At 64.6% G+C, this 20,505-nt stretch carries 19 protein-coding genes and 1 riboswitch; of the genes, 13 read left to right on the top strand and 6 right to left on the bottom strand.

Annotated features, from left to right (window positions below):
* Positions 1 to 29 precede the first annotated feature (29 nt).
* Positions 30 to 1,700 (bottom strand): DNA repair protein RecN, encoded by a 1,671-nt coding sequence (gene recN, locus HB634_RS07800; protein WP_213948202.1) that lies wholly within the window; start codon positions 1,698 to 1,700, stop codon positions 30 to 32.
* A 132-nt stretch (positions 1,701 to 1,832) separates the two neighbouring features.
* Here recN and hrcA point away from each other — a divergent pair, with 132 nt between their 5' ends.
* The 5 genes from hrcA (at position 1,833) to dapB (ending at position 7,781) form a co-directional block, all read left to right on the top strand.
* Entirely contained in the window at positions 1,833 to 2,894 is a 1,062-nt protein-coding gene (gene hrcA, locus HB634_RS07795) for a heat-inducible transcriptional repressor HrcA (RefSeq protein ID WP_063572094.1), read from the top strand.
* A gap of 86 nt (positions 2,895 to 2,980) precedes the next feature.
* Positions 2,981 to 3,517: a nucleotide exchange factor GrpE gene (gene grpE, locus HB634_RS07790; RefSeq protein WP_213948201.1), complete on the top strand. Its 537-nt coding sequence runs from the start codon at positions 2,981 to 2,983 to the stop codon at positions 3,515 to 3,517.
* A gap of 97 nt (positions 3,518 to 3,614) precedes the next feature.
* Positions 3,615 to 5,540 carry a molecular chaperone DnaK gene (dnaK, locus tag HB634_RS07785; RefSeq protein ID WP_063572092.1) on the top strand — a complete coding sequence of 642 codons (1,926 nt, stop codon included), beginning with the start codon at positions 3,615 to 3,617 and terminating at the stop codon, positions 5,538 to 5,540.
* A 130-nt stretch (positions 5,541 to 5,670) separates the two neighbouring features.
* Positions 5,671 to 6,801, top strand: a complete 1,131-nt coding sequence (dnaJ, locus tag HB634_RS07780; protein WP_063572091.1) for a molecular chaperone DnaJ — start codon at positions 5,671 to 5,673, stop codon at positions 6,799 to 6,801.
* A gap of 185 nt (positions 6,802 to 6,986) precedes the next feature.
* Positions 6,987 to 7,781: a 4-hydroxy-tetrahydrodipicolinate reductase gene (gene dapB / locus HB634_RS07775; RefSeq protein ID WP_213948200.1), complete on the top strand. Its 795-nt coding sequence runs from the start codon at positions 6,987 to 6,989 to the stop codon at positions 7,779 to 7,781.
* A 149-nt stretch (positions 7,782 to 7,930) separates the two neighbouring features.
* On the opposite strand, the gene HB634_RS07770 is transcribed toward dapB, so the two are convergent.
* Both HB634_RS07770 and HB634_RS07765 read right to left on the bottom strand, forming a co-directional pair.
* Entirely contained in the window at positions 7,931 to 8,941 is a 1,011-nt protein-coding gene (locus HB634_RS07770; protein WP_255548445.1) for a sodium:calcium antiporter, read from the bottom strand.
* Positions 8,942 to 8,961: 20 nt separating this feature from the next.
* Positions 8,962 to 9,153: riboswitch (yybP-ykoY riboswitch) on the bottom strand.
* A 224-nt stretch (positions 9,154 to 9,377) separates the two neighbouring features.
* Positions 9,378 to 10,061: a 2OG-Fe(II) oxygenase gene (locus HB634_RS07765; protein ID WP_213948199.1), complete on the bottom strand. Its 684-nt coding sequence runs from the start codon at positions 10,059 to 10,061 to the stop codon at positions 9,378 to 9,380.
* A 218-nt stretch (positions 10,062 to 10,279) separates the two neighbouring features.
* Between HB634_RS07765 and carA the strand changes: the two genes are divergently transcribed.
* The 3 genes from carA to greA are packed head-to-tail and all read left to right on the top strand — an operon-like array spanning position 10,280 to position 15,178.
* Positions 10,280 to 11,422, top strand: a complete 1,143-nt coding sequence (carA, locus tag HB634_RS07760) for a glutamine-hydrolyzing carbamoyl-phosphate synthase small subunit (protein WP_063570741.1) — start codon at positions 10,280 to 10,282, stop codon at positions 11,420 to 11,422.
* Between the two features lie 52 nt (positions 11,423 to 11,474).
* On the top strand, positions 11,475 to 14,702 hold the full coding sequence (gene carB / locus HB634_RS07755; RefSeq protein ID WP_213948198.1) for a carbamoyl-phosphate synthase large subunit: 3,228 nt from the start codon (positions 11,475 to 11,477) through the stop codon (positions 14,700 to 14,702).
* Positions 14,699 to 15,178 carry a transcription elongation factor GreA gene (gene greA, locus HB634_RS07750; protein WP_213948197.1) on the top strand — a complete coding sequence of 160 codons (480 nt, stop codon included), beginning with the start codon at positions 14,699 to 14,701 and terminating at the stop codon, positions 15,176 to 15,178. The genes carB and greA overlap by 4 nt, the downstream gene beginning before the upstream one ends.
* Before the next feature lie 138 nt (positions 15,179 to 15,316).
* On the opposite strand, the gene HB634_RS07745 is transcribed toward greA, so the two are convergent.
* The 3 genes from HB634_RS07745 to HB634_RS07735 form a co-directional block, all read right to left on the bottom strand.
* Positions 15,317 to 16,192: an RNA polymerase sigma-70 factor gene (locus HB634_RS07745; RefSeq protein ID WP_213948196.1), complete on the bottom strand. Its 876-nt coding sequence runs from the start codon at positions 16,190 to 16,192 to the stop codon at positions 15,317 to 15,319.
* 77 nt (positions 16,193 to 16,269) lie between these two features.
* Positions 16,270 to 16,692, bottom strand: coding sequence for a cupin domain-containing protein (locus HB634_RS07740; RefSeq protein WP_213948195.1), 423 nt, complete (start codon positions 16,690 to 16,692; stop codon positions 16,270 to 16,272).
* Between the two features lie 59 nt (positions 16,693 to 16,751).
* Positions 16,752 to 17,225 carry a carboxymuconolactone decarboxylase family protein gene (locus HB634_RS07735; protein WP_063570735.1) on the bottom strand — a complete coding sequence of 158 codons (474 nt, stop codon included), beginning with the start codon at positions 17,223 to 17,225 and terminating at the stop codon, positions 16,752 to 16,754.
* A 207-nt stretch (positions 17,226 to 17,432) separates the two neighbouring features.
* Between HB634_RS07735 and HB634_RS07730 the strand changes: the two genes are divergently transcribed.
* From HB634_RS07730 to HB634_RS07710, 5 genes are all read left to right on the top strand, one after another.
* The gene (locus HB634_RS07730) at positions 17,433 to 17,672 is read left to right on the top strand and encodes a sigma factor-like helix-turn-helix DNA-binding protein (protein WP_213948194.1); all 240 of its coding nucleotides are present in this window, start codon (positions 17,433 to 17,435) and stop codon (positions 17,670 to 17,672) included.
* Complete coding sequence (locus HB634_RS07725; RefSeq protein WP_213948193.1) at positions 17,669 to 18,682, top strand: LysR family transcriptional regulator; 1,014 nt, start codon at positions 17,669 to 17,671, stop codon at positions 18,680 to 18,682. The genes HB634_RS07730 and HB634_RS07725 overlap by 4 nt, the downstream gene beginning before the upstream one ends.
* A 133-nt stretch (positions 18,683 to 18,815) precedes the next feature.
* Positions 18,816 to 19,586, top strand: coding sequence for an SDR family oxidoreductase (locus tag HB634_RS07720; RefSeq protein WP_213948192.1), 771 nt, complete (start codon positions 18,816 to 18,818; stop codon positions 19,584 to 19,586).
* Positions 19,587 to 19,605: 19 nt separating this feature from the next.
* The gene (locus tag HB634_RS07715; protein WP_213948191.1) at positions 19,606 to 20,097 is read left to right on the top strand and encodes an Ohr family peroxiredoxin; all 492 of its coding nucleotides are present in this window, start codon (positions 19,606 to 19,608) and stop codon (positions 20,095 to 20,097) included.
* Positions 20,094 to 20,444, top strand: a complete 351-nt coding sequence (locus HB634_RS07710; RefSeq protein ID WP_063570739.1) for an AraC family transcriptional regulator — start codon at positions 20,094 to 20,096, stop codon at positions 20,442 to 20,444. The genes HB634_RS07715 and HB634_RS07710 overlap by 4 nt, the downstream gene beginning before the upstream one ends.
* Positions 20,445 to 20,505: the final 61 nt, after the last annotated feature.

The following is a 20,505-nucleotide window of genomic DNA, read 5'->3' as shown; positions in this document are numbered from 1 at the left end:
CGGCTCCTACAAAAGCTAAAAGCCAAGGGTTAGCCCTGTGCGCGGTCGAGCATCTTCTTGGCGTGGGCGCGGGTTTCCTTGGTGATTTCCACGCCGCCGAGCATGCGTGAGAGCTCGTCGCGCCGGCCCGCGGCGTCCAGGTTGTGGATGCGCGTGCGGGTGGCTTCGCCGTCGCTTTCCTTGGCGACCTGCAGGTGCGCGTGGCCCTGGGCGGCCACCTGGGGCAGGTGGGTGACGCACATCACCTGGACCCGCTCGCCGAGCGCACGCAGTTTCTGACCGACCACTTCGGCGACGGCGCCACCGATGCCGGTGTCCACTTCGTCGAAGATCATGCAGCCGATGTTGTCGTTGCCCAGCGTGGCCACTTCGATGGCCAGGCTGATGCGGGCGAGTTCGCCACCCGAGGCCACCTTGCGCAGCGGCCGCGGCGGCTGGCCGGGGTTGGCGCTGACCAGCAGTTCGCAGCGCTCACGGCCTTGTGGATCGGGTTCGTCGCCGTCCACGCGCTCCAGCGAGACTTCCAGGCGACCGCCGGCCATGCCGAGCTCGCCCATCAGCGCAGCCACCGAGGTGCCAAGGCGACCGGCGGCGGCAAAGCGCGCGGCCGACAAGGCGGCCGCCGCTTCGTCATACGCCTTGTGCAGGCGATCGCGCTCACGGCCGAGGCGATCCAGGGCATCGCCGGCGCCTTCGAGCTCGGCGAGGCGCTCCCGAATCTCCTCAGCCTTCACCGTCAGTTCCTCGATGGGCAGCCGGTAACGGCGCGAGAGGTCGTGCAGGTGGGTGAGCTGGGTGTCGACCTCGGCGAGGCGTTCGGGGTCCAGTTCCACGTCCTGGGCGTAGCGGCCCAGACCGTCCACGGCTTCGCCCACCTGGATCTGGGCGCTGTCGAGCAATTCGAGGGTGGGGACCAGCGAGGCATCCAGTTCGGCAAGTCGCGACAGCTCGGCATGAGCGCGGAGCAGGGCGCGACCGACCGCGAACTCACTCTCGCCATCGAGGATTTCGACCACGCCATTGGCGCCTTCGGCCAGCCTTCCGGCGTTGGCCAGGCGGCGATGCTGCGCTTCGAGTTCTTCCAGCGCGGCGGGGACCAGGGCCCACCGATCCAGTTCTTCCAGTTCGTGGGCGAGCAACTCGATCTGACGCTCGCGATCGTCACCCCCGGAGAGCGTGCGGATGCGGGCGACAGCCTCACGCCACGACTTCGCGGTCTCGCGAACGCTCGTCTGTAGCACCTCGTTGCCGGCGTAGGCGTCCAGCAAGGCCATCTGATGCTGGCGCGAAAGCAGGGCCTGGTGCTCGTGCTGACCGTGGATCTCAACGATGAGCGCAGCCAGCGCCGACATCTGGGCGAGGCTCGCCGGGCGGCCGTTGATCCAGCCGCGCGAGCTGCCTTCGACGCGGATCACGCGGCGCAGCTGGCAGGTCTCGCCGTCGTCCAGTTCTTCCTGGCGCAGCCATTCGGTGGCCTCGGGCAGGCCGGTGAGGTCGAATTCCGCGGCGAGCTCGGCGCGGTCGCTGCCCGAACGCACCATGCCGCTGTCGGCGCGGGCGCCGGCCAGGAGCATGAGGGCGTCCACGAGCAGGGACTTGCCGGCGCCGGTCTCGCCGCTGACCACGGTGAGCCCTGGCCCGAAGGCAATCTCGGCTTCTTCGACGACGGCGAACTGGCGGACGTAGAGCGAGGTGAGCATGGCTACCGATGGCGGCGGATGGAATCGCGCCGATTGTAGCGGGAGGCGCGTCGCAGAAGCCGAGACTTGCAACAGGAGCGTCGAGACCTTATTGATAGCCGGACGAACCAACCCTCCGGCCCGCCCACGCGCATGAATCCGTTTTCCGGTCACGACATTGATGCACGCGCGCGCCGGCTGCTGCGTACCCTGATCTCTCAATACCTGTCAGACGGTGAGCCGGTCGGCTCACGCACGCTGGCGAAGTCGTCGGGCCTGGAAGTCAGCCCCGCGACCATCCGCAACATCATGGCCGACCTCGAAGAGGCCGGGCTGGTCTCCTCGCCGCATACCTCGGCCGGAAGAATCCCCACCCCGCGCGGCCTGCGCCTGTTCGTCGACAGCCTCCTCGAGCTCAAGCCGCTGCCGCGTGACGAGATGGCCCGTCTGCAGGGCGGCCTGCCGCCGCACCAGACGACCACGCGCGACCTGCTTGGCAACGTCTCACACCTGCTATCGGCCATGACCCACTTCGCCGGCGTGGTTACCGTGCCGCGCCAGGGCGACTTTCCGCTACGGCATATCGATTTCGTCAATTTGCCCGACGCGCGGGTGCTGGTGATCCTGGTTTTCTCGGATAACCAGGTGCAGAACCGCGTGGTGCAGCTGGCCCGGCCCCTCGAATCGGCGGAGCTGGAGCAGGCGGCCAACTACCTCAATGCCCAGTTCGCCGGCTTCCGGCTGGCGGATATCCGCGCGCATCTGGCCACCGAGTTGCGCGAGGCCGGCGGCGAACTCAATCGCCTGCTCACCGGCGTGGTCGAACTGGCCACCGCTTCGTTCAGCTCCGACGAGGACGCTGACGACGTGTTGGTCAGTGGCCAGACCAACCTGATGGGTTATTCCGAGCTGGCCGATATCGAGCGGCTCCGCGACCTTTTCGACGCTTTCCAGCAGAAGCGAGACCTGCTTCAGCTGATGGAAATGTGCGTCAAAGCCCCTGGCGTACGCTTGTTCATCGGCGAGGAGTCCGGTTTTTCGGCCCTCGACGGTTGCAGCATCGTCACCGCCACCTACGGCACGCAGGGCCGCATGCTGGGCGCGATCGGAGTTATTGGACCGACGCGTATGGCATATGAGCGGGTGATTCCGGTGGTACAAGCCACCGCCTCACTGCTTAGCGACGCCTTGAATCGCGCCGCGGCGACCTCATAAACCGCCACGGGAGGCGGGTTTAGTATTTCCCGCGAATGTTCGACCCTTCCTCGGAGGGGTCGGTACGCTGACATTTGGAGCAAGTAATGCAAAACAACGATCCCCACGTGCCGGATCCGGCGCAGGACGGCGGTGTGGCCGACAACGGCGTCAATGCCGAGATCGAGGCCCTGAACATCAAGCTGGCCGCGATGGAAACCGAACTGGCCCAGGCGCGCGAGACGGTGCTGCGCGAAAAGGCGGAGATCGAGAACCAGCGCCGCCGTATGCAGCGCGATATCGACCAGGCCCGCCGCTTCGCCAACGAGAAGCTGCTCGGTGAGCTGCTGCCGGTGTACGACGGCATTGCCCTGGGCCTGGCCAATCAGGCCGCGGATGCGAAGACCCTGCGCGAAGGTCTGGATATGTCGCTGAAGCAGCTGGAGAAGGTCACCCAGGCGAACGGACTTTCCGTGGTCGACCCGCTGCACGAGCCGTTCAATCCGGCGCACCACCAGGCCATCAGCTCGGTCGATTCGAACGAGCACGCGCCCAACACCGTTGTCGCCGTGGTCCAGAAGGGCTTCGTGCTCAACGACCGTCTGCTGCGTCCGGCACTCGTCGCCGTGGTGCGCGACAACTGAACAGCTTCACCAAAGATATTGAATCGATGGGGGTTACCCCCATTTTCCAACACAGTCGCGGCCGCGGGGGCCGCATGAAATTCGGAGCAACGTGACTATGGGCAAGATCATCGGTATCGACCTCGGTACAACCAACTCCTGCGTAGCAGTGATGGAAGGTTCGACCGCACGCGTCATCGAGAATGCAGAGGGCGATCGCACCACGCCGTCCATCGTGGCTTTCACCAAGGACAACGAAGTCCTCGTGGGCGCGCCGGCCAAGCGCCAGAGCGTGACCAATCCCAAGAACACCTTCTACGCCGTCAAGCGCCTCATCGGCCGCAAGTTCACCGACGCGGAAGTCCAGAAAGACCTGAAGCTGGTCCCCTACGGCATCGTCGCGCATGACAACGGCGACGCCTGGGTGCAGACCGCCGACGGCAAGAAGATGGCGCCGCAGGAGATCTCCTCGAAGGTGCTGATGAAGATGAAGAAGACCGCCGAGGACTTCCTCGGTGAGGCAGTGACCGAAGCCGTCATCACGGTCCCGGCCTACTTCAACGACAGCCAGCGCCAGGCCACCAAGGACGCAGGCAAGATCGCCGGCCTCGACGTCAAGCGCATCATCAACGAGCCGACCGCGGCTGCGCTGGCCTATGGCCTGGACAAGACGGACGCGCGCGACCGCAAGATCGCCGTGTACGACCTGGGCGGCGGCACGTTCGACGTCTCGATCATCGAGATCGCCAACGTCGACGGCGAGAAGCAGTTCGAAGTGCTGTCCACCAACGGCAACACCTTCCTCGGTGGTGAGGACTTCGATAACCGCGTCATCGATTACCTCGTCGAAGAGTTCAAGAAGGAGCAGGGCATCGACCTGCGCCAGGATCAGCTCGCCCTGCAGCGCCTGAAGGACGCCGCCGAGCGCGCGAAGATCGAGCTCTCCTCGGCTCACCAGACCGACGTGAACCTGCCGTACGTCACGGCCGATGCCTCGGGTCCGAAGCATCTCAACATCAAGCTGACGCGCGCCAAGCTCGAGTCGCTGGTGGAAGACCTGGTCAAGGGCACGATCGACCCGTGCCGCACGGCGCTGAACGATGCCGGCCTGAAGATCTCGGACATCCACGAGGTGATCCTCGTCGGTGGACAGACCCGCATGCCCAAGGTGCAGGAAGCCGTGAAGGACTTCTTCGGCCGCGAGCCGCGCAAGGACGTCAACCCGGATGAAGCCGTCGCCGTCGGCGCAGCGATCCAGGGTGGCGTGCTGGGCGGTACCGTCAAGGACGTCCTCCTGCTCGACGTCACCCCGCTGTCGCTCGGTATCGAGACGATGGGCGGCGTGATGACCAAGCTGATCGATAAGAACACCACGGTGCCGACCAAGGCCTCGCAGACCTTCTCGACCGCTGATGACAACCAGACCGCCGTCACCGTGCACGTGCTGCAGGGCGAGCGCGAGCGTGCCAATGCGAACAAGTCGCTGGGCAAGTTCGACCTCTCCGGCATCCGTTCGGCGCCGCGTGGCCAGCCGCAGATCGAAGTGACCTTCGACATCGACGCCAACGGCATCCTGCACGTGTCGGCGAAGGACAAGGACACCGGCAAGGAACAGAAGATCGAGATCAAGGCCGGCTCCGGCCTCTCGGACGAAGAAGTCCAGCGCATGGTGGCGGACGCGGAAGCGAACCGCGAAGAAGACAAGAAGTTCCACGAGCTCGTGCAGACGCGTAACCGTGGCGACCAGCTTGTCCATGCCACGCGTAGCCAGCTCAAGGAGCACGGCGGCAAGATCCCGGCCGAGCAGCTCGCCGGCATCGACAGCGCCGTCTCCGATCTCGAGAAGGCTCTCGCGGGCGAAGACAAGGACGCGATCGAGTCGAAGATCACCAACCTCGAGCAGGTAGCGCAGGCGCTCTCCGCCGCGGCCCAGTCCGGTGGTGCGCAGGACACCGCGCAGCAGTCGGCGCCGGGCGGCGGTTCGGCCCAGCCGGACGACGTGGTCGACGCCGAGTTCACCGAAGTCAAGGACGAGAAGAAGTAATTCGTCTTCGGCATGTAATGACGCGCCGCGGGCTCGATGCCCGCGGCGCGGTACCGACGGTTAACCGGAACGATCGCGCCGAGGGGCAACCCGTCGGTGCGTTCGTCCGTCCAGGGAAAGTACACGTGACATGAGCAAGCGCGACTACTACGAAATTCTCGGTGTCGAACGCACCGTGACCGAGGGCGACCTCAAGAAGACCTTTCGTCGCGTCGCGATGAAGTATCACCCTGACCGCAATCCGGACGACCCGGAAGCGATCGACAAATTCAAGGAAGCCAAAGAGGCTTACGAAGTGCTGGCCGACGCGCAGAAGCGCGCGATGTACGACCAGCACGGACACGCGGCCTTCGAGGGCGGCGGGTTCGGTCGTGGCGGTGGCGCCGGTTTCGGCGACGTCGGCGATATCTTCGGCGACATCTTTGGCGACATTTTCGGCGGCGGTGGCGCAGGTCGCCAGCGCGCGCGTCGTGGTGCGGACCTGCGCTACATGATGGATCTGGATCTCGAGGAAGCCGTGTTCGGCGTCGAGAAGAAGATCGAAATCCCCACCCAGGTCAATTGCCACCACTGCAATGGCTCGGGTTCGGAAGACGGCAAGGTATCCAAGTGCAGCACCTGCGCCGGTCACGGCCGCGTGCGCATGCAGAACGGCATCTTCTCCATCCAGCAGGCCTGCCCGACCTGCCATGGCTCCGGCCAGAAGATCGACAAGCCCTGCAAGAAGTGCCGCGGTGAAGGCCGCCTCGAGGAAGAGCGCACGCTGTCCGTGCGGATTCCTGCCGGCGTCGACAACGGCGATCGCATCCGTCTGACCGGGCAGGGCGAAGCGGGCCCTGCCGGTGCGCCGTCCGGCGATCTCTACGTGGAAGTGCGTGTGCGCGAGCACGCCATCTTCCAGCGCGACGGCAGCGACCTCTATTGCGAAGTGCCGATCCGGTTCGCCCAGGCAGCGCTCGGTACCGACCTCATGGTGCCCACGCTCGAAGGCGAGATCCCCGTCAGCGTGCCGCCCGAGACGCAGACCGGTCATCAGTTCCGCATGCGCGGTCGTGGTGTGAAGTCGGTCCGCGGTGGCGGTACCGGCGACCTCATCTGCACCGTGGTCGTCGAAACGCCAGTGCGCCTGACCAAGGAACAGCGCGAACTGCTCACGCAGCTCGAGGCCACCTTTGTGGGTGAAGATGCGGCCAAGCACACGCCGCGCTCGACGACCTTCATCGATGGCGTAAAGGATTTCTGGTCGCGCGTGACGTCGTAAGTCGCCACGCCCTCGCTCGGTAGGAGCCGATTCATCGGCGATTCCTGCACAGCGCCGCTTTGATGACTTGTCGTAACTTGCTTTCGCCGATGAATCGGCTCCTACAACGGTCGCGTTGTGGGGGCCGTTTTCTTTTCGGACGCCTGCTACGATTCGCCTTCCCATCGCACGCAGAAGGCTGCCCCATGACCCGTCCCGCCCGTCTCGCCATCAGCGGCGCCTCCGGTCGCATGGGCACTGCGCTGCTCGGACTCGTGCGTGGCGACGAACGCTTCGAGCTCGTTCGCGCCATCGTGTCGTCGGGATCGCCCCGGATCGGCAAGGCGGCCTTCGGCGACGTCTCCGCGCTGCGCTTCACCGACTGGACCGACGCGGGCGATATCGACGTCGTCATCGACTTCAGCGGCCCGGAAGGCCTCGGCGCTGCGCTCGACTATTGTGAAGCTTCGGGTGCCTCACTCGTCACCGGCACGACCGGCCTCGAACCTGCGCTGGAGGATCGCCTGACCAAGGCTGCCGAGCGTATCGCCGTGCTACGTGCCGCCAACTTCAGCCTCGGCGTAGCTGTACTGACGCGTCTGCTGCGCGAAGCCGCCGCGGCACTGCCAGGCTGGGACCTCGACATCATCGAAGCGCACCACGGACGGAAGGAAGACGCTCCCTCCGGTACGGCGCTCGCTCTCGGCCAAGCGGCGGCCGCGGGACGCGGAGCGACGTTGGAGGAGCTGGCGGTATATTCGCGCGAAGGCCGTCCCGGTGCACGCAAGAACGGCACGATCGGTTTCGCCGTCGTACGCGGCGGCGACATCGTCGGCGAGCACCAGGCGCTGCTGATGGGGCAGGGCGAGCGGATCGAACTGGGTCACCGGGCGACGGATCGATCGATCTTTGCGCGCGGTGCGCTGGAAGCCGCGAACTGGATCGCCGGGCGTGCGCCCGGCTCCTGGTCCATCGAAGACGTCATCACCAGCAAGATGTAAGAGCCCCGCTGGAAACGGCACGCCGGAGATCCCAGGTCGCCATAAGCGGTTGTAGGAGCCGATTCATCGGCGATCCCGCGGCAGCGGGCTGGGCTGTCGCTAGCACCCAATCGCCGATGAATCGGCTCCCACAGGGGGTTGTAAGCCCGTCAGTGGGTGCCGAACCACCAACCGACAAACAACGCGAACACGCCATAAAGTCCGCCAATCGGCATCAGCCAGCGGGCTTCCACGGCCCCCCGGCGGAACATCGCCCACAGTGCGATCACCGCGACCATGGTGATGGCGCCGGCCACGATCAGCGGCGTATCGAACAGCCACGGGGTGGCGAACAGCGCCAACGAACTCGGAATCGTCGCCTGGATCATCATGGCGCCCGAGATGTTCGCCAGGGCCAGTCGCTCCTTGCCCTGCCGCACCCAGATCAACGCGTTGACCGTCTCCGGCAACTCGGTGGCGACCGGGCTCAACACCAGGGCGACGATATGCGGCGACAGGTGGAAGAACTCGCCGAACGCTTCCAGCTGCCAGACGAAGGTGCGCGAGGCGATGGCGATAACGACCAGCGCCAGGCCCGTCTGCAGCATCACCCAGTTCATCGACGGATTGGCTTCGTGGGGACGGAAGGTGAGGGGCTCGAGCTCATCCTCGCCCTCGGGCGCGCTGGTGTCGTCACGCATTTCCCGCCACACATAGGCGACGTAGGCGAGCAGAAAGAGCACGCCGAGCCAGGGCTTCCATGCGAAGGCCACGAGGCCCAGGCCCACCTTGACCACGAAGATCGCCAGAAACCAGGACTGGTCCCTGGCCAGCCGCTTATTGTCCACGCGCACCCGTAAGTCGGGTCTTTTCAGTCGTTTACGGCCCGCATATAAAGCGAATCCGACCACGGCATAGGCGATCGTTGCAAGCACCAGCGGACCGCCGAGGGCGGCGCCGACACCGATGTCCTTTGCTTCGGGGGTCTTGCCGAACATGACGGCAACGAAGGTCACCGCGCTTTCCGGCAGGGCGGTACCGAAGGCGGCAAGCACCGTGCCGGTCGCCGTGGCGCCGAGGTTGAGCTTGCGCCCGAACCATTCGACGCCGTTGACGAAGTATTCGCAGGCGAAATAGATAGCCCCGGCCGAAACCAGGAATAGAAAGCATGTCAGCAGCATGTTTTATCTAAGGCCGGGCGAGCGAGATATACCGATGGCGCAGCAACACCGCTCGCCCGGCCCGGGTAAGCATGTCGCTGGCCAAAGGTCTCGCCGGGCGGGCAGCGCACTCTCCGGGCGCTGTGCCGTTCGCGCCATGGGGCGCGAGGCCACCAAGTGTGTTGACGCGAACTCCTCGGGGTAGAGGATGGCTACTCCCCAATGACTTCGGCGCGGATGTTAACACGCGTTCGAGGATTCGGTGAGACGCATTTGCGGGCTGTGTTTGCAGGATGTGTTTGCACCCTGTTTGCACCCTGTGGGAGCCGCTTCAGCGGCGAATGGGGGTGCGGGAGCCTTGCCCGCTGACGCGGGATCGCCGCTGAAGCGGCTCCCACAGGGGCTCCTCCCACAGGGGCTCCTCCCACAGGGGCGGCTCCCACAGGGGCTCGGTCGGTCAGTCCGGGTGGGAGGCGCTGCGGTCGCGGCCGGCGCCGTGCTGGCGGTCCAGCTTGCCGAAGATCTTCTTGAACACTCGGGAGAACTTGCCTCGCTTGGTCTTGCGGGTTTTTTCCTCCTCGGAGGTCAGCCAGGCGACCTGGATGACCCGGCGCTCGCCTTCATAAGGCAGGTGGCCGTGGAAGGAATTCTCCGAGCGACGGAACACGGCAAACTCGCCATAAAGCGGCTTGAGCTCCGGCGCCACGGTGTTGTCGATATTGTCGATGGAGGCCAGGAAGCGCAGGCAGCCGTCACTGGTGTCCGGCCACATCGGGTTGAGGTAGATCAGCGCGGTGGCGATCTTGGACTTGCTGTCGGTGTGGATGGTGCCGTGGCGCTTGTTGAGTAGCCGGCACAGGGTGACCAGGGTGGGGTAGTCCTCCAGGCCCGGAATGCCCAGATGGCGCCCGATGGCCGAGGAAAACGCCCGCGACGTCATCTGCGCGACCAGCTCGTTCACGGACGGACCGCAGTCGCTGGCGTCGTACGGGAAGAACCCGGCGCTGGTGTATTGGGGGAAGTCGCGGTCGAGATCGTTGCGCGATTCGTCCGGTAACTGACCGTGCGCGATCATGAACGAAAACGGCTCATGCCGGATGTCGGTGTCGGGACGCTCCAGTCGGGCGGGGTCGAGCAGCATGCGGGCGGATCTCGGCTAAGTACCTCGGGCATCATTGTATCGTGTCAGGCAGGGTTGCCAGCGATATTTTCCTACGAGGCCGTTCACGGTTTTCCGATGGACAAAACGCGCCTTCACACCTATCATTCATACCCGCCCAATGATCCCTTATCCCCAAGGCCCACGAGCCGCTTAAAGCAGGCTTGCGGGCTTTGCTGCACCTGAAGGCGGCCCATCCCATGCGTACTCCTGCTCTGCTTGCTCTCGAAGACGGCAGCGTTTTTCACGGCCACTCGGTCGGTGCACGAGGCGAAACGATTGGCGAGGTGGTGTTCAACACCGCCATGACCGGTTATCAGGAAATCCTGACCGACCCGTCCTACTCCCGCCAGCTCGTCACCCTGACGTACCCCCATATTGGCAACACCGGCACCAACGACGTCGACGTCGAGGCCGACCGCGTTCACGCGGCGGGCCTGATCGTGCGCGATGTGCCGCGCCTGGCCAGTAACTGGCGTAGCACCGAGCCGCTGCCGCACTACCTCGCGCGCCACAACGTCGTGGCCATCGCCGGTATCGACACGCGCCGCCTCACGCGCATCCTTCGGGAGAAGGGCGCGCTGAACGGCTGCCTCGTCGCCGGTGACGCCATCGACGTGGACGCCGCCGTGGCCAAGGCGAAGGCCTTCCCGGGCCTCAACGGCATGGATCTGGCCAAGGTGGTCAGCACCACGAAGACCTACCAGTGGAGCGAGGGCACGTACGACCTCGACAAGCAGGCCTTCTTCAACGCACCGAAGAAATTCCGCGTGGTGGCCTACGACTACGGCGTGAAGCAGAACATCCTGCGCCTGCTCGCCCACCGCGGCGTCGACATAACCGTGGTGCCTGCGCAGACGCCGGCCTCGGAAGTGCTCGCCATGAACCCGGACGGCATCTTCCTCGCCAACGGCCCGGGCGACCCGGCAGCCTGCGACTACGCGATCGAAGCGACGAAGCAGATCCTCGAAACGAAGATTCCGTTGTTCGGCATCTGCCTGGGTCACCAGATCCTCGCGCTGGCCATCGGCGCGAAGACGCTGAAGATGAAGTTCGGCCACCACGGAGCGAACCATCCGGTGAAGGACCTCGACACCGGCCGCGTGCTGATCAGCTCGCAGAACCACGGCTTCGCGGTGGACGCGGAGACGCTTCCGGCGAACGTCCGCGTGACGCATACCTCGCTGTTCGACGGTTCCCTGCAGGGCTTCGCGCTGACGGATCGGCCGGCCTTCTGCTTCCAGGGCCATCCGGAAGCCAGCCCGGGTCCCGAAGACGTCGGCTACCTGTTCGACACGTTCATCGCCTCGATGGAAGAGCACAAGGCCAAGCGCGCGTCCTGACGCGCAGCTAGCCCCCTCACTCAACCATCCGCTTCGATTCGCGAGAGAAACCATGCCCAAGCGCACAGACATCAAGACCATCCTCGTCATCGGTGCCGGCCCGATCGTCATCGGCCAGGCCTGCGAGTTCGATTACTCCGGCGCGCAGGCCTGCAAGGCGCTGAAGGAAGAGGGTTACCGCGTCGTCCTGGTCAATTCGAACCCGGCGACGATCATGACCGACCCGGACACGGCGCATGCCGTCTACATCGAGCCGATCAACTGGCAGACGGTCGAACGCATCATCGCCAAGGAGCGCCCGGACGCGGTGCTGCCGACGATGGGCGGCCAGACCGGCCTCAACTGCGCGCTCGACCTTGCCGACAACGGCGTGCTCGAGAAGTACAACGTCGAGCTGATCGGCGCGTCGCGCGAAGCCATCCGCATGGCCGAAGACCGCAACCTGTTCCGCCACGCCATGGCCGACATCGGCCTGGACTGCCCGAAGGCGGAAGTCGCACGCTCGATGGAGCAGGCGCTGGAAATCCAGACCACTGTCGGCTTCCCGACCATCATCCGTCCGAGCTTCACGCTCGGCGGTTCGGGCGGCGGCATTGCCTATAACAAGGAAGAATTCATCGAGATCGTCGGCCGCGGCCTCGAGCTCTCGCCCGTGCACGAAGTGCTGGTCGAAGAGTCGGTGCTGGGCTGGAAGGAATTCGAGATGGAAGTGGTCCGCGACAAGGCGGACAACTGCATCATCGTGTGCTCGATCGAGAACTTCGATCCGATGGGCGTGCACACCGGCGACTCGATCACGGTCGCGCCGGCGCAGACGCTCACCGACAAGGAATACCAGCGCCTGCGTAACGCTTCCATCGCGGTATTGCGCAAGATCGGCGTCGACACCGGCGGCTCCAACGTGCAGTTCGGCATCAATGCCGAAGACGGCCGCGTGGTCGTCATCGAGATGAACCCGCGCGTGTCGCGTTCCTCGGCGCTGGCCTCCAAGGCCACCGGCTTCCCGATCGCCAAGGTCGCCGCCAAGCTCGCCGTCGGCTACACGCTGGACGAACTGCGCAACGACATCACCGGTGGTCTCACGCCGGCGTCGTTCGAGCCGTCCATCGACTACGTCGTCACCAAGATCCCGCGCTTCGCCTTCGAGAAGTTCCCGGCCGCCGACGCACGCCTCACCACCCAGATGAAGTCGGTGGGCGAAGTCATGGCGATGGGTCGCACCTTCCACGAGTCGCTGCAGAAAGCCCTGCGCGGCCTGGAAATCGGTAAGACCGGCCTCAACCCGACCGGCCTGGACATCGGCAGCGAGGAAGGCTTCCTGACGCTCAAGCGCGAACTGCGCGAGCCGCGTCCGGATCGCGTGTTCCACGTCGCCGATGCCTTCCGCGCTGGCCTGTCGCTGGAAGAAGTGCACGACCTCACGCGCATCGATCCCTGGTTCCTCGCCGCGTTCGAAGACATCGTCATCACCGAAGGCGAGATGCAGCGCCAGGGTCTCACGGCGCTCAACGCCGAGCGCATCCGCGAGCTCAAGCGCATGGGCTTCTCCGATGCACGCATGGCCGAGCTGGTCGGCACGGACGAGAACGCACTGCGTCATCTGCGTCACACGCTGGGCGTCCGCCCGGTGTACAAGCGCGTCGACTCCTGCGCCGCGGAGTTCGCCACCACCACCGCGTACATGTACTCCACGTACGAGGAGGAGTGCGAAGCGAACCCGACCAACCGTGACAAGATCATGGTGCTCGGCGGTGGTCCGAACCGCATCGGCCAGGGCATCGAGTTCGACTACTGCTGCGTGCATGCAGCGCTCGCCCTGCGCGAGGATGGCTACGAAACCATCATGGTCAACTGCAATCCGGAAACCGTCTCGACCGATTACGACACCTCCGACCGCCTGTACTTCGAGTCGCTGACCCTTGAAGACGTGCTCGAGATCGTCGACCTCGAGAAGCCGAAGGGCGTCATCGTGCAGTACGGTGGCCAGACCCCGCTGAAGCTGGCGCGTGCGCTCGAAGCGGCTGGCGTGCCGGTGATCGGTACCAACGCCGAGTCGATCGACCTGGCCGAAGACCGTGAGCGCTTCCAGCACCTGATCACCAAGCTCAACCTCAAGCAGCCGCCGAACCGCACCGCGCGCAACGCCGACGAAGCGCTGGCCCTGGCCCGCGAGATCGGCTACCCGCTGGTGGTCCGCCCGAGCTACGTGCTCGGTGGCCGCGCCATGGAAATCGTCTACGCCGACGCCGACCTCTCGCGCTACATCCGCGATGCCGTGCAGGTTTCCAACGACTCCCCGGTGCTGCTCGATCGCTTCCTCGACCATGCCGTGGAAGTGGACGTGGACATCGTCGCGGACGCCGACGGCAACGTGCTGGTTGGCGGCATCATGGAGCACATCGAGGAAGCAGGCGTGCATTCGGGCGACTCCTCGTGCTCGCTGCCCCCGTACTCGCTGTCGCAGGAAGTGCAGGACGAAATGCGCCGCCAGGTGACCCTGCTGGCGCGTGAGCTGAAGGTCGTCGGCCTGATGAACACGCAGTTCGCCATCCAGGGCGACGACGTGTTCATCCTCGAGGTGAACCCGCGCGCTTCGCGCACGGTGCCCTTCGTCTGCAAGGCCACCGGCATGTCGCTGGCGAAGATCGCCGCGCGCGCCATGGCCGGTCGCACGCTGATCGAGCAGGGCACGACCAAGGAGATCATCCCGTCGTACTACTCGGTGAAGGAAGCGATCTTCCCCTTCCTGAAGTTCCAGAACGTCGACCCGATCCTTGGCCCCGAGATGAAATCCACGGGTGAAGTGATGGGCGTGGGCCGTACGTTCGGCGCCGCGTTCGCGCGCGGCCACGAGGCCGCTGGCATCAAGGCACCGCCGAAGGGCAAGGTGTTCGTATCCGTGCGCGATGCCGACAAGGACCGCCTGCTGCCGATCGCCAGGGATGTCGTCGAGCGTGGCTACGTGGTCGTCGCCACCTCGGGTACGGCGAAGTTCCTGCAGGACAACGGCGTGGCGTGCGAGCGCATCAACAAGGTGCTCGAAGGCCGCCCGCATATCGTCGACCTGATCAAGAACGGCGAAGTGGTCTATATCGTCAACACCACGGAAGGCAAGCAGGCCATCTCGGATTCCTTCTCGATCCGCCGCGAAGCGCTGCAGCAGCGCGTCACGTATTCCACGACGGTCGCAGGCGCGCGTGCCCTCGTGCATTCGCTCGACTTCCATGCCAATGGCGAAGTGAACAGCCTGCAGGAACTGCATAAGGAGCTGAACGCATGAGCAGCCGTCCTCCCATGACCCAGAAGGGCGCCGATCGTCTGCGCCTCGAACTGGAGCACATGAAGGGCCCGAAGCGCCAGGCGATCATCGCCGCGGTGGCGGAGGCGCGTGCGCATGGTGACCTCAAGGAGAACGCCGAGTACCACGCTGCCCGCGAGGAACACGGTTTCAACGAGGGGCGTATCGCTGAGCTGGAAGCGGCGTTGTCGAACTCCGAGATCATCGACACCGAACGCCTGACTGTCGGTACGCGCATCGTCTTCGGCGCCATCGTCGACCTGATCGACGTCGATACCGATACCGCCGTGACCTACCAGATCGTCGGCGACGTCGAGGCCGACATCAAGAAGGGTCTGATCGCGGTGTCCTCGCCGATCGCTCGCGCCCTTATCGGCAAGAGCGAAGGCGATGAGTTCGATTTCACCGCTCCTAATGGCGTGAAGACCTACTCGATCGAGAAAGTCCGCTACAGCTGATCGCTGGCTGCATGCTGACGAGAAAAGCCCCTCTGCGAGGGGCTTTTTGCTTTCTGTAGAAGCCGATTCATCGGCGATCCCTAACCGTGTCGCACCACCCATCGCCGATAAATCGGCTCCTACCGAGCGGGGTGAGGGTCAATGCAGGGCTTGCAGGATGCGCTCGAGCTTGTCGGGATTGCGCTGTATGAGGATCTGGGTGATGTGCTCGCCGTCGACGACGTAGGTCTGCACCGATTCCAGGGCACCGTTGAGGAACCGCAGCAGCGACGCCTCGCCGTTGATGGTCGCCAGTTCCAGGCGCAGGCCGTACTTGTAGCGAAGGTTGGCCGCGTAAAAGAGTTGGGCGATGCGCTGGCCGCCGACCATGGGTTTCGGGAAGCTGTTGACCTTGCCGCCACCGTCGCCCATGAGCACGGCATCGGCCGCGAGCATGGAGCGTATTGCGGGGAAGTCGCCCGCGGAGAGGGCGCTGGCAAAGCGGTGCATCAGGTCGCGATGGGTGGCCGGCGTCACCGACTGGCGAGGACGCTCGTCGCGAACCTGGTCCTTGGCGCGGTGGACGAGCTGCCGGCAGGCCGCTTCGGTCTTTCCCAGGGTCTTTGCGATTTCAGGGTAGTCCGAGTCGAGGACTTCGCGCAGGATGAAGGCGGCCCGGGCCTCGGGGGTGAGGCGTTCGAGCAGAAAGAGGAAAGCGATCGACACGTCGCTGGCCAGTTCCTGGAGGGATTCCGGCGAACGAGAATCTTCCGTCATGACCGGCTCCGGCAACCAGATGCCCGCGTAGTGTTCCCGACGCGCCTTCGCCGCCCGCAGGCGGTCGATCGAGCGCCGGGTGGTGGTGGTCACCAGCCAAGCCTCGGCGTTGTCGATCGAGGCCTGATTGGCTTCGTTCCAGCTGATCCACACATCCTGCACGACATCTTCGGACTCGGAGATCGAGCCGAGCATCCGATAAGCAATGCCTTGCAGGCGCGGGCGTAGCGCGGTGAACGTGGCGGTTGCGTCATTCATAGAGACTAAGACGTTGCTCCCTGGGTCTCTGTGACAGGGTACGTCAGTCGAATGTCAGCCGCCTTGGCGGAACCACCTCAGTGAACGGGGATAAGCACCGGCGCGTTCTGGCTCTTCAGGAGGAACACCACGAACTTCGCCGGCTCGGTCTTGCTGGCGTTGCGGCCGACGGTGTGGATGTCGTTCGGGCCTTCGTAGAAGGTGTCGCCTGCCTTGAGTACCTGCTCCTTCTGGCCCTTCACGCCCATGATGATCGAGCCTTCGAGCACATAGACGACGGCATGCGCGTCATGACGATGGACCGGGTCCACGGCGCCGGGCGGGTAGTCCACCGTGATGGTCAGGATCTCCTTGCCCGGGAAGTCGGGGAGGGCCTTGGTCATGTTCTCGGTCACCTTGGCCTGCGGCGCCGTCGCGTCGCCGTGGGCCGCCGCGTCGTGGGCGGCAGCCTGGCCGCAGATCAATACCAGGAGCAGGGCGAGCGTCTTGAAGTGTCGCATCGGAGATTCCTCGCAGGGTGGGAGGCGAGGCGGCACGCGCCTCGCCCGGAATACAGGACTCAGGAAAGGTTAGCCTTCTCGAGGCCGTACGCCTTGTCGAAGATGCCCGGCTCGATGTGGAAGGCCACATTCACGCGGTTCCACGCATTGATGGCCATGACGGAGAATGTCAGGTCCGAGATTTCCTTCTCCGACAGCTGCGTACGCACGCGCTCATAGATCTCATCGGCCACGCCCTGCGCCGGGATCTGCGTCAGGACTTCGGCCCATGCCAGGCAGGCGCGCTCACGCGGCGCGAACAGGTTCGACTCGCGCCAGATGGCGACATGATGCAGGCGCAGCGCGCGCTCACCATGGATCGTCGCGCGCTTCACGTGCATGTCCACGCAAAATGCGCAGCCGTTGATCTGGGACACGCGCAGCTCGACGAGCTCGCGGATGGACTCTTCGATCGAGGAGTGGCCGAACGCCATGGTGAAGTCGAGGAACTTCTTGAACAGTTCCGGGGACTGCTTTTGATAATCGACGCGCATGTCATTGCCTCGTTAGCGATGGGGAATGGGATAGCGCAGAGGTTAGGCATGCGCCTCCCGTCCCGGTAGATCCGTGCGCGGGATCACCGTGTTGCGTGAGGGGCACCAATGGCGTTTCGGCGACCTGGTTATCGCCGATGAATCGGCTCCTACAGAAAATCCCTCGGGAAACTGTCACAAGAGCGGTGCGGCCTGCGTCTGTTGTGTATGGACGAACTAAAAGACTCACCCGACGTGGTCTGGACCGGGCTGCTGGTGTTGTTGGATCAACTGCCTCTGGATGCGCGCGTCGCCTTCCTCCTCAGTGAGGTGTTCGACATGCGCGTGGACGACGTCGCGGCCTTGCTGCGTTGCGACGCACGTCATTGCCGCGATCTCGTGGAGCAAGCGCGTTCCCACATCCAGTCCGTCCGGCACGAGCACAACGTACGCGGAGACAAATCATGACTATCAACAACCCGCCAGGTCTCGTCGTCGCCGAACATGCAGACGCGCTGGCATCGAGCTTCTCCGCGAGTTACGCGGGTGTTATCGCTTTTATTGCCGTGGTGAACGAGGGTAGTTTCGCCAAGGCCGCCGACCGGCTCGGCATTGGCCGATCAGCAGTCAGCCGAAGCGTGCAGAAGCTGGAAGGACAGGTGGGCGCGCGGCTGTTCATCCGGACCACGCGCAGCAACGCGCTGACGCGTGAGGGAGAAATTTTCTTCGAGAACTGCAAGCCCGGTGTCGACCGCATCACCCAGGCACTGGCCGACATGCAGGAGCTCCGCGAAGGTCCGCCGCGAGGCCAGCTCCGCATCAGCTCGGCGGTCGGCTTTGGCCGTAAGGTCGTCGCGCCGCTGTTGAACGGCTTTCGCGATATGTATCCGGACATCGCGGTGGACCTGTTGCTAGACGACCACACGGCCGACTTCACGACGGACCAGATCGATGTCTCGTTTCGCAACGGGCGCATGGAAGACAGCCAGGTGATCGCACGGCAACTGATCCCCATGCAGATGGTCGTTTGTGCATCGCCGGCCTATGCGGCGACGCACGGGTTGCCGCGCGATATTGCCGAGCTCGCGGAGCATCAATGCCTCAACTTCCGGCTCGCCTCGGGGCGTATCCACGAGTGGGAATTCAAGGTCGAAGGTCGCCTGCAGAAAGTGGTTCCCAAGGCGATGCTCACCTTCAACGACACTGACCTCCTGATGGATGCGGCTCTGGATGGCCGCGGTCTTGTGCAGCTGGCTGCCTACCAGGTGTGTGAGCACCTGAGATCCGGACAGCTGGTGGCGTGCCTTCCGCAGTACGCACCTGACGATCGCGGACACTACATCTGCTATCTGAGCCGCCAACAATTGCCATCGCGTATTCGCGTCTTCATCGACTACATGATCACGCGTGTGCGCGCGCTGGACCTGCAATGCGCCGGTGGCCTCTCGGTCGTGGCCTTGCTGGCCGCCGTCGGGTGATTGGTGCACAAAAGGCAACACGGTAGTCCTCCCCGGGGTTCTACCGGGAGGCGCAGCGCCAGCCTACTGTTTCCATACTCGCCACGCCGAATCCGGACCGTGGCGCCATGTTCGTACGAACAGGAGATACCCCATGAAAATTCTCGTCATCGGCGGCTCGGGCCTCATCGGTAGCAAGGTCGTTCCCCGTCTGCGCACCCTCGGCCATGACGTCATCCCGGCGTCGCCGTCATCAGGGGTCAACGCCATGACAGGTGAGGGGCTCGATGCGGCCATGACGGGGGTGGACACCGTGCTCGACCTGAGCAACTCGCCGTCGTTCGCGGACCAGGATGTGCTCGATTTCTTCCGGACGTCGGGCCGCAATATCGCTGCGGCCGAAGTGAAGGCGGGAGTGCAGCACCACGTCGCACTCTCCATCGTGGGTACCGACGAACTGCCGGACAGCGGCTACCTGCGCGCGAAGGTCGTTCAGGAGAAACTGATCCAAGATTCGGGCGTGCCGTACACCATCGTCCGGTCAGCGCAGTTCTTCGAATTCCTCAAGGGAATCGTCCAGGCCAGCGCGAAGGGTGAGTCGGTACATCTTTCCACGGGATATATGCAGCCAATCGCCTCCGACGATGTTGCCGATGCGATGACCACGGCGACGGTGGGTGCGCCCGTCAACGGTATCATCGAGATCGGTGGCCCGGACAAGATCCGCATGGCCGATCTGGTTCAGCGTTACCTCGCGGCGACAAAGGATCCGCGCCATGTGATTCCGGATCCGAAGGCGTTGTATTTCGGCACGGTGCTGCAGGAGAACTCGCTGGTGCCGGGCCCGGGTGCGACGCTTGGCAAGATCGGCTTCGCGACCTGGTTCAACCAGGCCGAGGCAGCGCGGTCTGGAGCGGCGGCCTGACCGTGACGCGTACGAACCGATGAAACCGACGCGCCCGCCCGTTTCGTTCCTCGACCGCTATACAGGCGCGGACTTTGCGCCGCTGTACACCGCCGTGGTGAGTGTTTCGGGCGGGGAGGCAGCGCATGGCCGTGCATCGGGCGTGGCGCGCTCGCGCGACGGCACGCTCGATATCGAGCTTCGCATGCCTGCGCAACTGGGTGGTCCGGGTGGCGGCACCAATCCCGAAGAATTGTTCGCGGCCGGTTTTGCCGCGTGCTTCCACGGTGCGTTGAGTCTGCTTGCCACCCGTGCCGGTATGTCGATTCCCGACGCCCGGGTCACGGCATCGGTGACCTTCGGCCGTGATCCCATGGATGGCTTGTTCACCCTCGTCGCCGGTGTTCGCATCGCGCTTCCCGGTGTCGGCCGCGCGGCCGCCGAGGAGCTGGTCCGCGACACCGAGCGTATCTGTCCCTACGCAAAGATGGCCCGCCAGGGCATCGAATGCATCGTCTCCCTAGAGCAATGAACGAAAGTCGTCTTCCCCCCTGGGCGCACGAGCGCCTGCAACGCTTCATCGACACGCATCTCGGACGTCGCCTCGCCATCGCCGAACTGGCTTCGGCGATCGGTTACAGCGAGTCCTATTTCTTCCGCGCCTTCAAGGCGAGCTTCGGCAGTACGCCTCACGCCTATGTGTTGATGCGTCGCCTGGAGCGCGCCTGCGAGCTCATGCTCGCCACCGACGATGCGCTATGTGACATTGCCGTGCGCTGCGGCCTCTCCGACCAGGCCCACTTCACGCGGCGCTTCCGCCGCGCGTTCGACGCGCCGCCGGGCGAGTGGCGGCGAAGGGAGCGACTAAGACCATCGTAGGGTGGCGCCAGCCCAAAACCTGCCTAAGATGCGATCCGGGGAAGTACCACTCACAGGCAGG

The organism is Luteibacter sp. dw_328, from assembly GCF_018449605.1.
In the GTDB taxonomy this organism is placed as follows: Bacteria; Pseudomonadota; Gammaproteobacteria; order Xanthomonadales; family Rhodanobacteraceae; genus Luteibacter.
Note: the sequence above shows the minus strand (reverse complement) of the source record. Positions and strands in the feature narration are given on the sequence as shown.

What these genes read in the sequence shown, in the direction of transcription:
- greA (WP_213948197.1), top strand. Translation starts at nt 14,699, where the DNA reads ATGAGCAGCCGTCCTCCCATGACCCAGAAGGGCGCCGATCGTCTGCGC.
- carB (WP_213948198.1), top strand. Translation starts at nt 11,475, where the DNA reads ATGCCCAAGCGCACAGACATCAAGACCATCCTCGTCATCGGTGCCGGC.
- HB634_RS07715 (WP_213948191.1), top strand. Translation starts at nt 19,606, where the DNA reads ATGAAACCGACGCGCCCGCCCGTTTCGTTCCTCGACCGCTATACAGGC.
- carA (WP_063570741.1), top strand. Translation starts at nt 10,280, where the DNA reads ATGCGTACTCCTGCTCTGCTTGCTCTCGAAGACGGCAGCGTTTTTCAC.
- HB634_RS07770 (WP_255548445.1), bottom strand. Translation starts at nt 8,941, where the DNA reads ATGCTGCTGACATGCTTTCTATTCCTGGTTTCGGCCGGGGCTATCTAT.
- grpE (WP_213948201.1), top strand. Translation starts at nt 2,981, where the DNA reads ATGCAAAACAACGATCCCCACGTGCCGGATCCGGCGCAGGACGGCGGT.
- HB634_RS07720 (WP_213948192.1), top strand. Translation starts at nt 18,816, where the DNA reads ATGAAAATTCTCGTCATCGGCGGCTCGGGCCTCATCGGTAGCAAGGTC.
- HB634_RS07765 (WP_213948199.1), bottom strand. Translation starts at nt 10,061, where the DNA reads ATGCTGCTCGACCCCGCCCGACTGGAGCGTCCCGACACCGACATCCGG.
- dnaJ (WP_063572091.1), top strand. Translation starts at nt 5,671, where the DNA reads ATGAGCAAGCGCGACTACTACGAAATTCTCGGTGTCGAACGCACCGTG.
- HB634_RS07745 (WP_213948196.1), bottom strand. Translation starts at nt 16,192, where the DNA reads ATGAATGACGCAACCGCCACGTTCACCGCGCTACGCCCGCGCCTGCAA.
- dnaK (WP_063572092.1), top strand. Translation starts at nt 3,615, where the DNA reads ATGGGCAAGATCATCGGTATCGACCTCGGTACAACCAACTCCTGCGTA.
- hrcA (WP_063572094.1), top strand. Translation starts at nt 1,833, where the DNA reads ATGAATCCGTTTTCCGGTCACGACATTGATGCACGCGCGCGCCGGCTG.
- dapB (WP_213948200.1), top strand. Translation starts at nt 6,987, where the DNA reads ATGACCCGTCCCGCCCGTCTCGCCATCAGCGGCGCCTCCGGTCGCATG.
- recN (WP_213948202.1), bottom strand. Translation starts at nt 1,700, where the DNA reads ATGCTCACCTCGCTCTACGTCCGCCAGTTCGCCGTCGTCGAAGAAGCC.
- HB634_RS07725 (WP_213948193.1), top strand. Translation starts at nt 17,669, where the DNA reads ATGACTATCAACAACCCGCCAGGTCTCGTCGTCGCCGAACATGCAGAC.
- HB634_RS07730 (WP_213948194.1), top strand. Translation starts at nt 17,433, where the DNA reads ATGGACGAACTAAAAGACTCACCCGACGTGGTCTGGACCGGGCTGCTG.
- HB634_RS07740 (WP_213948195.1), bottom strand. Translation starts at nt 16,692, where the DNA reads ATGCGACACTTCAAGACGCTCGCCCTGCTCCTGGTATTGATCTGCGGC.
- HB634_RS07735 (WP_063570735.1), bottom strand. Translation starts at nt 17,225, where the DNA reads ATGCGCGTCGATTATCAAAAGCAGTCCCCGGAACTGTTCAAGAAGTTC.
- HB634_RS07710 (WP_063570739.1), top strand. Translation starts at nt 20,094, where the DNA reads ATGAACGAAAGTCGTCTTCCCCCCTGGGCGCACGAGCGCCTGCAACGC.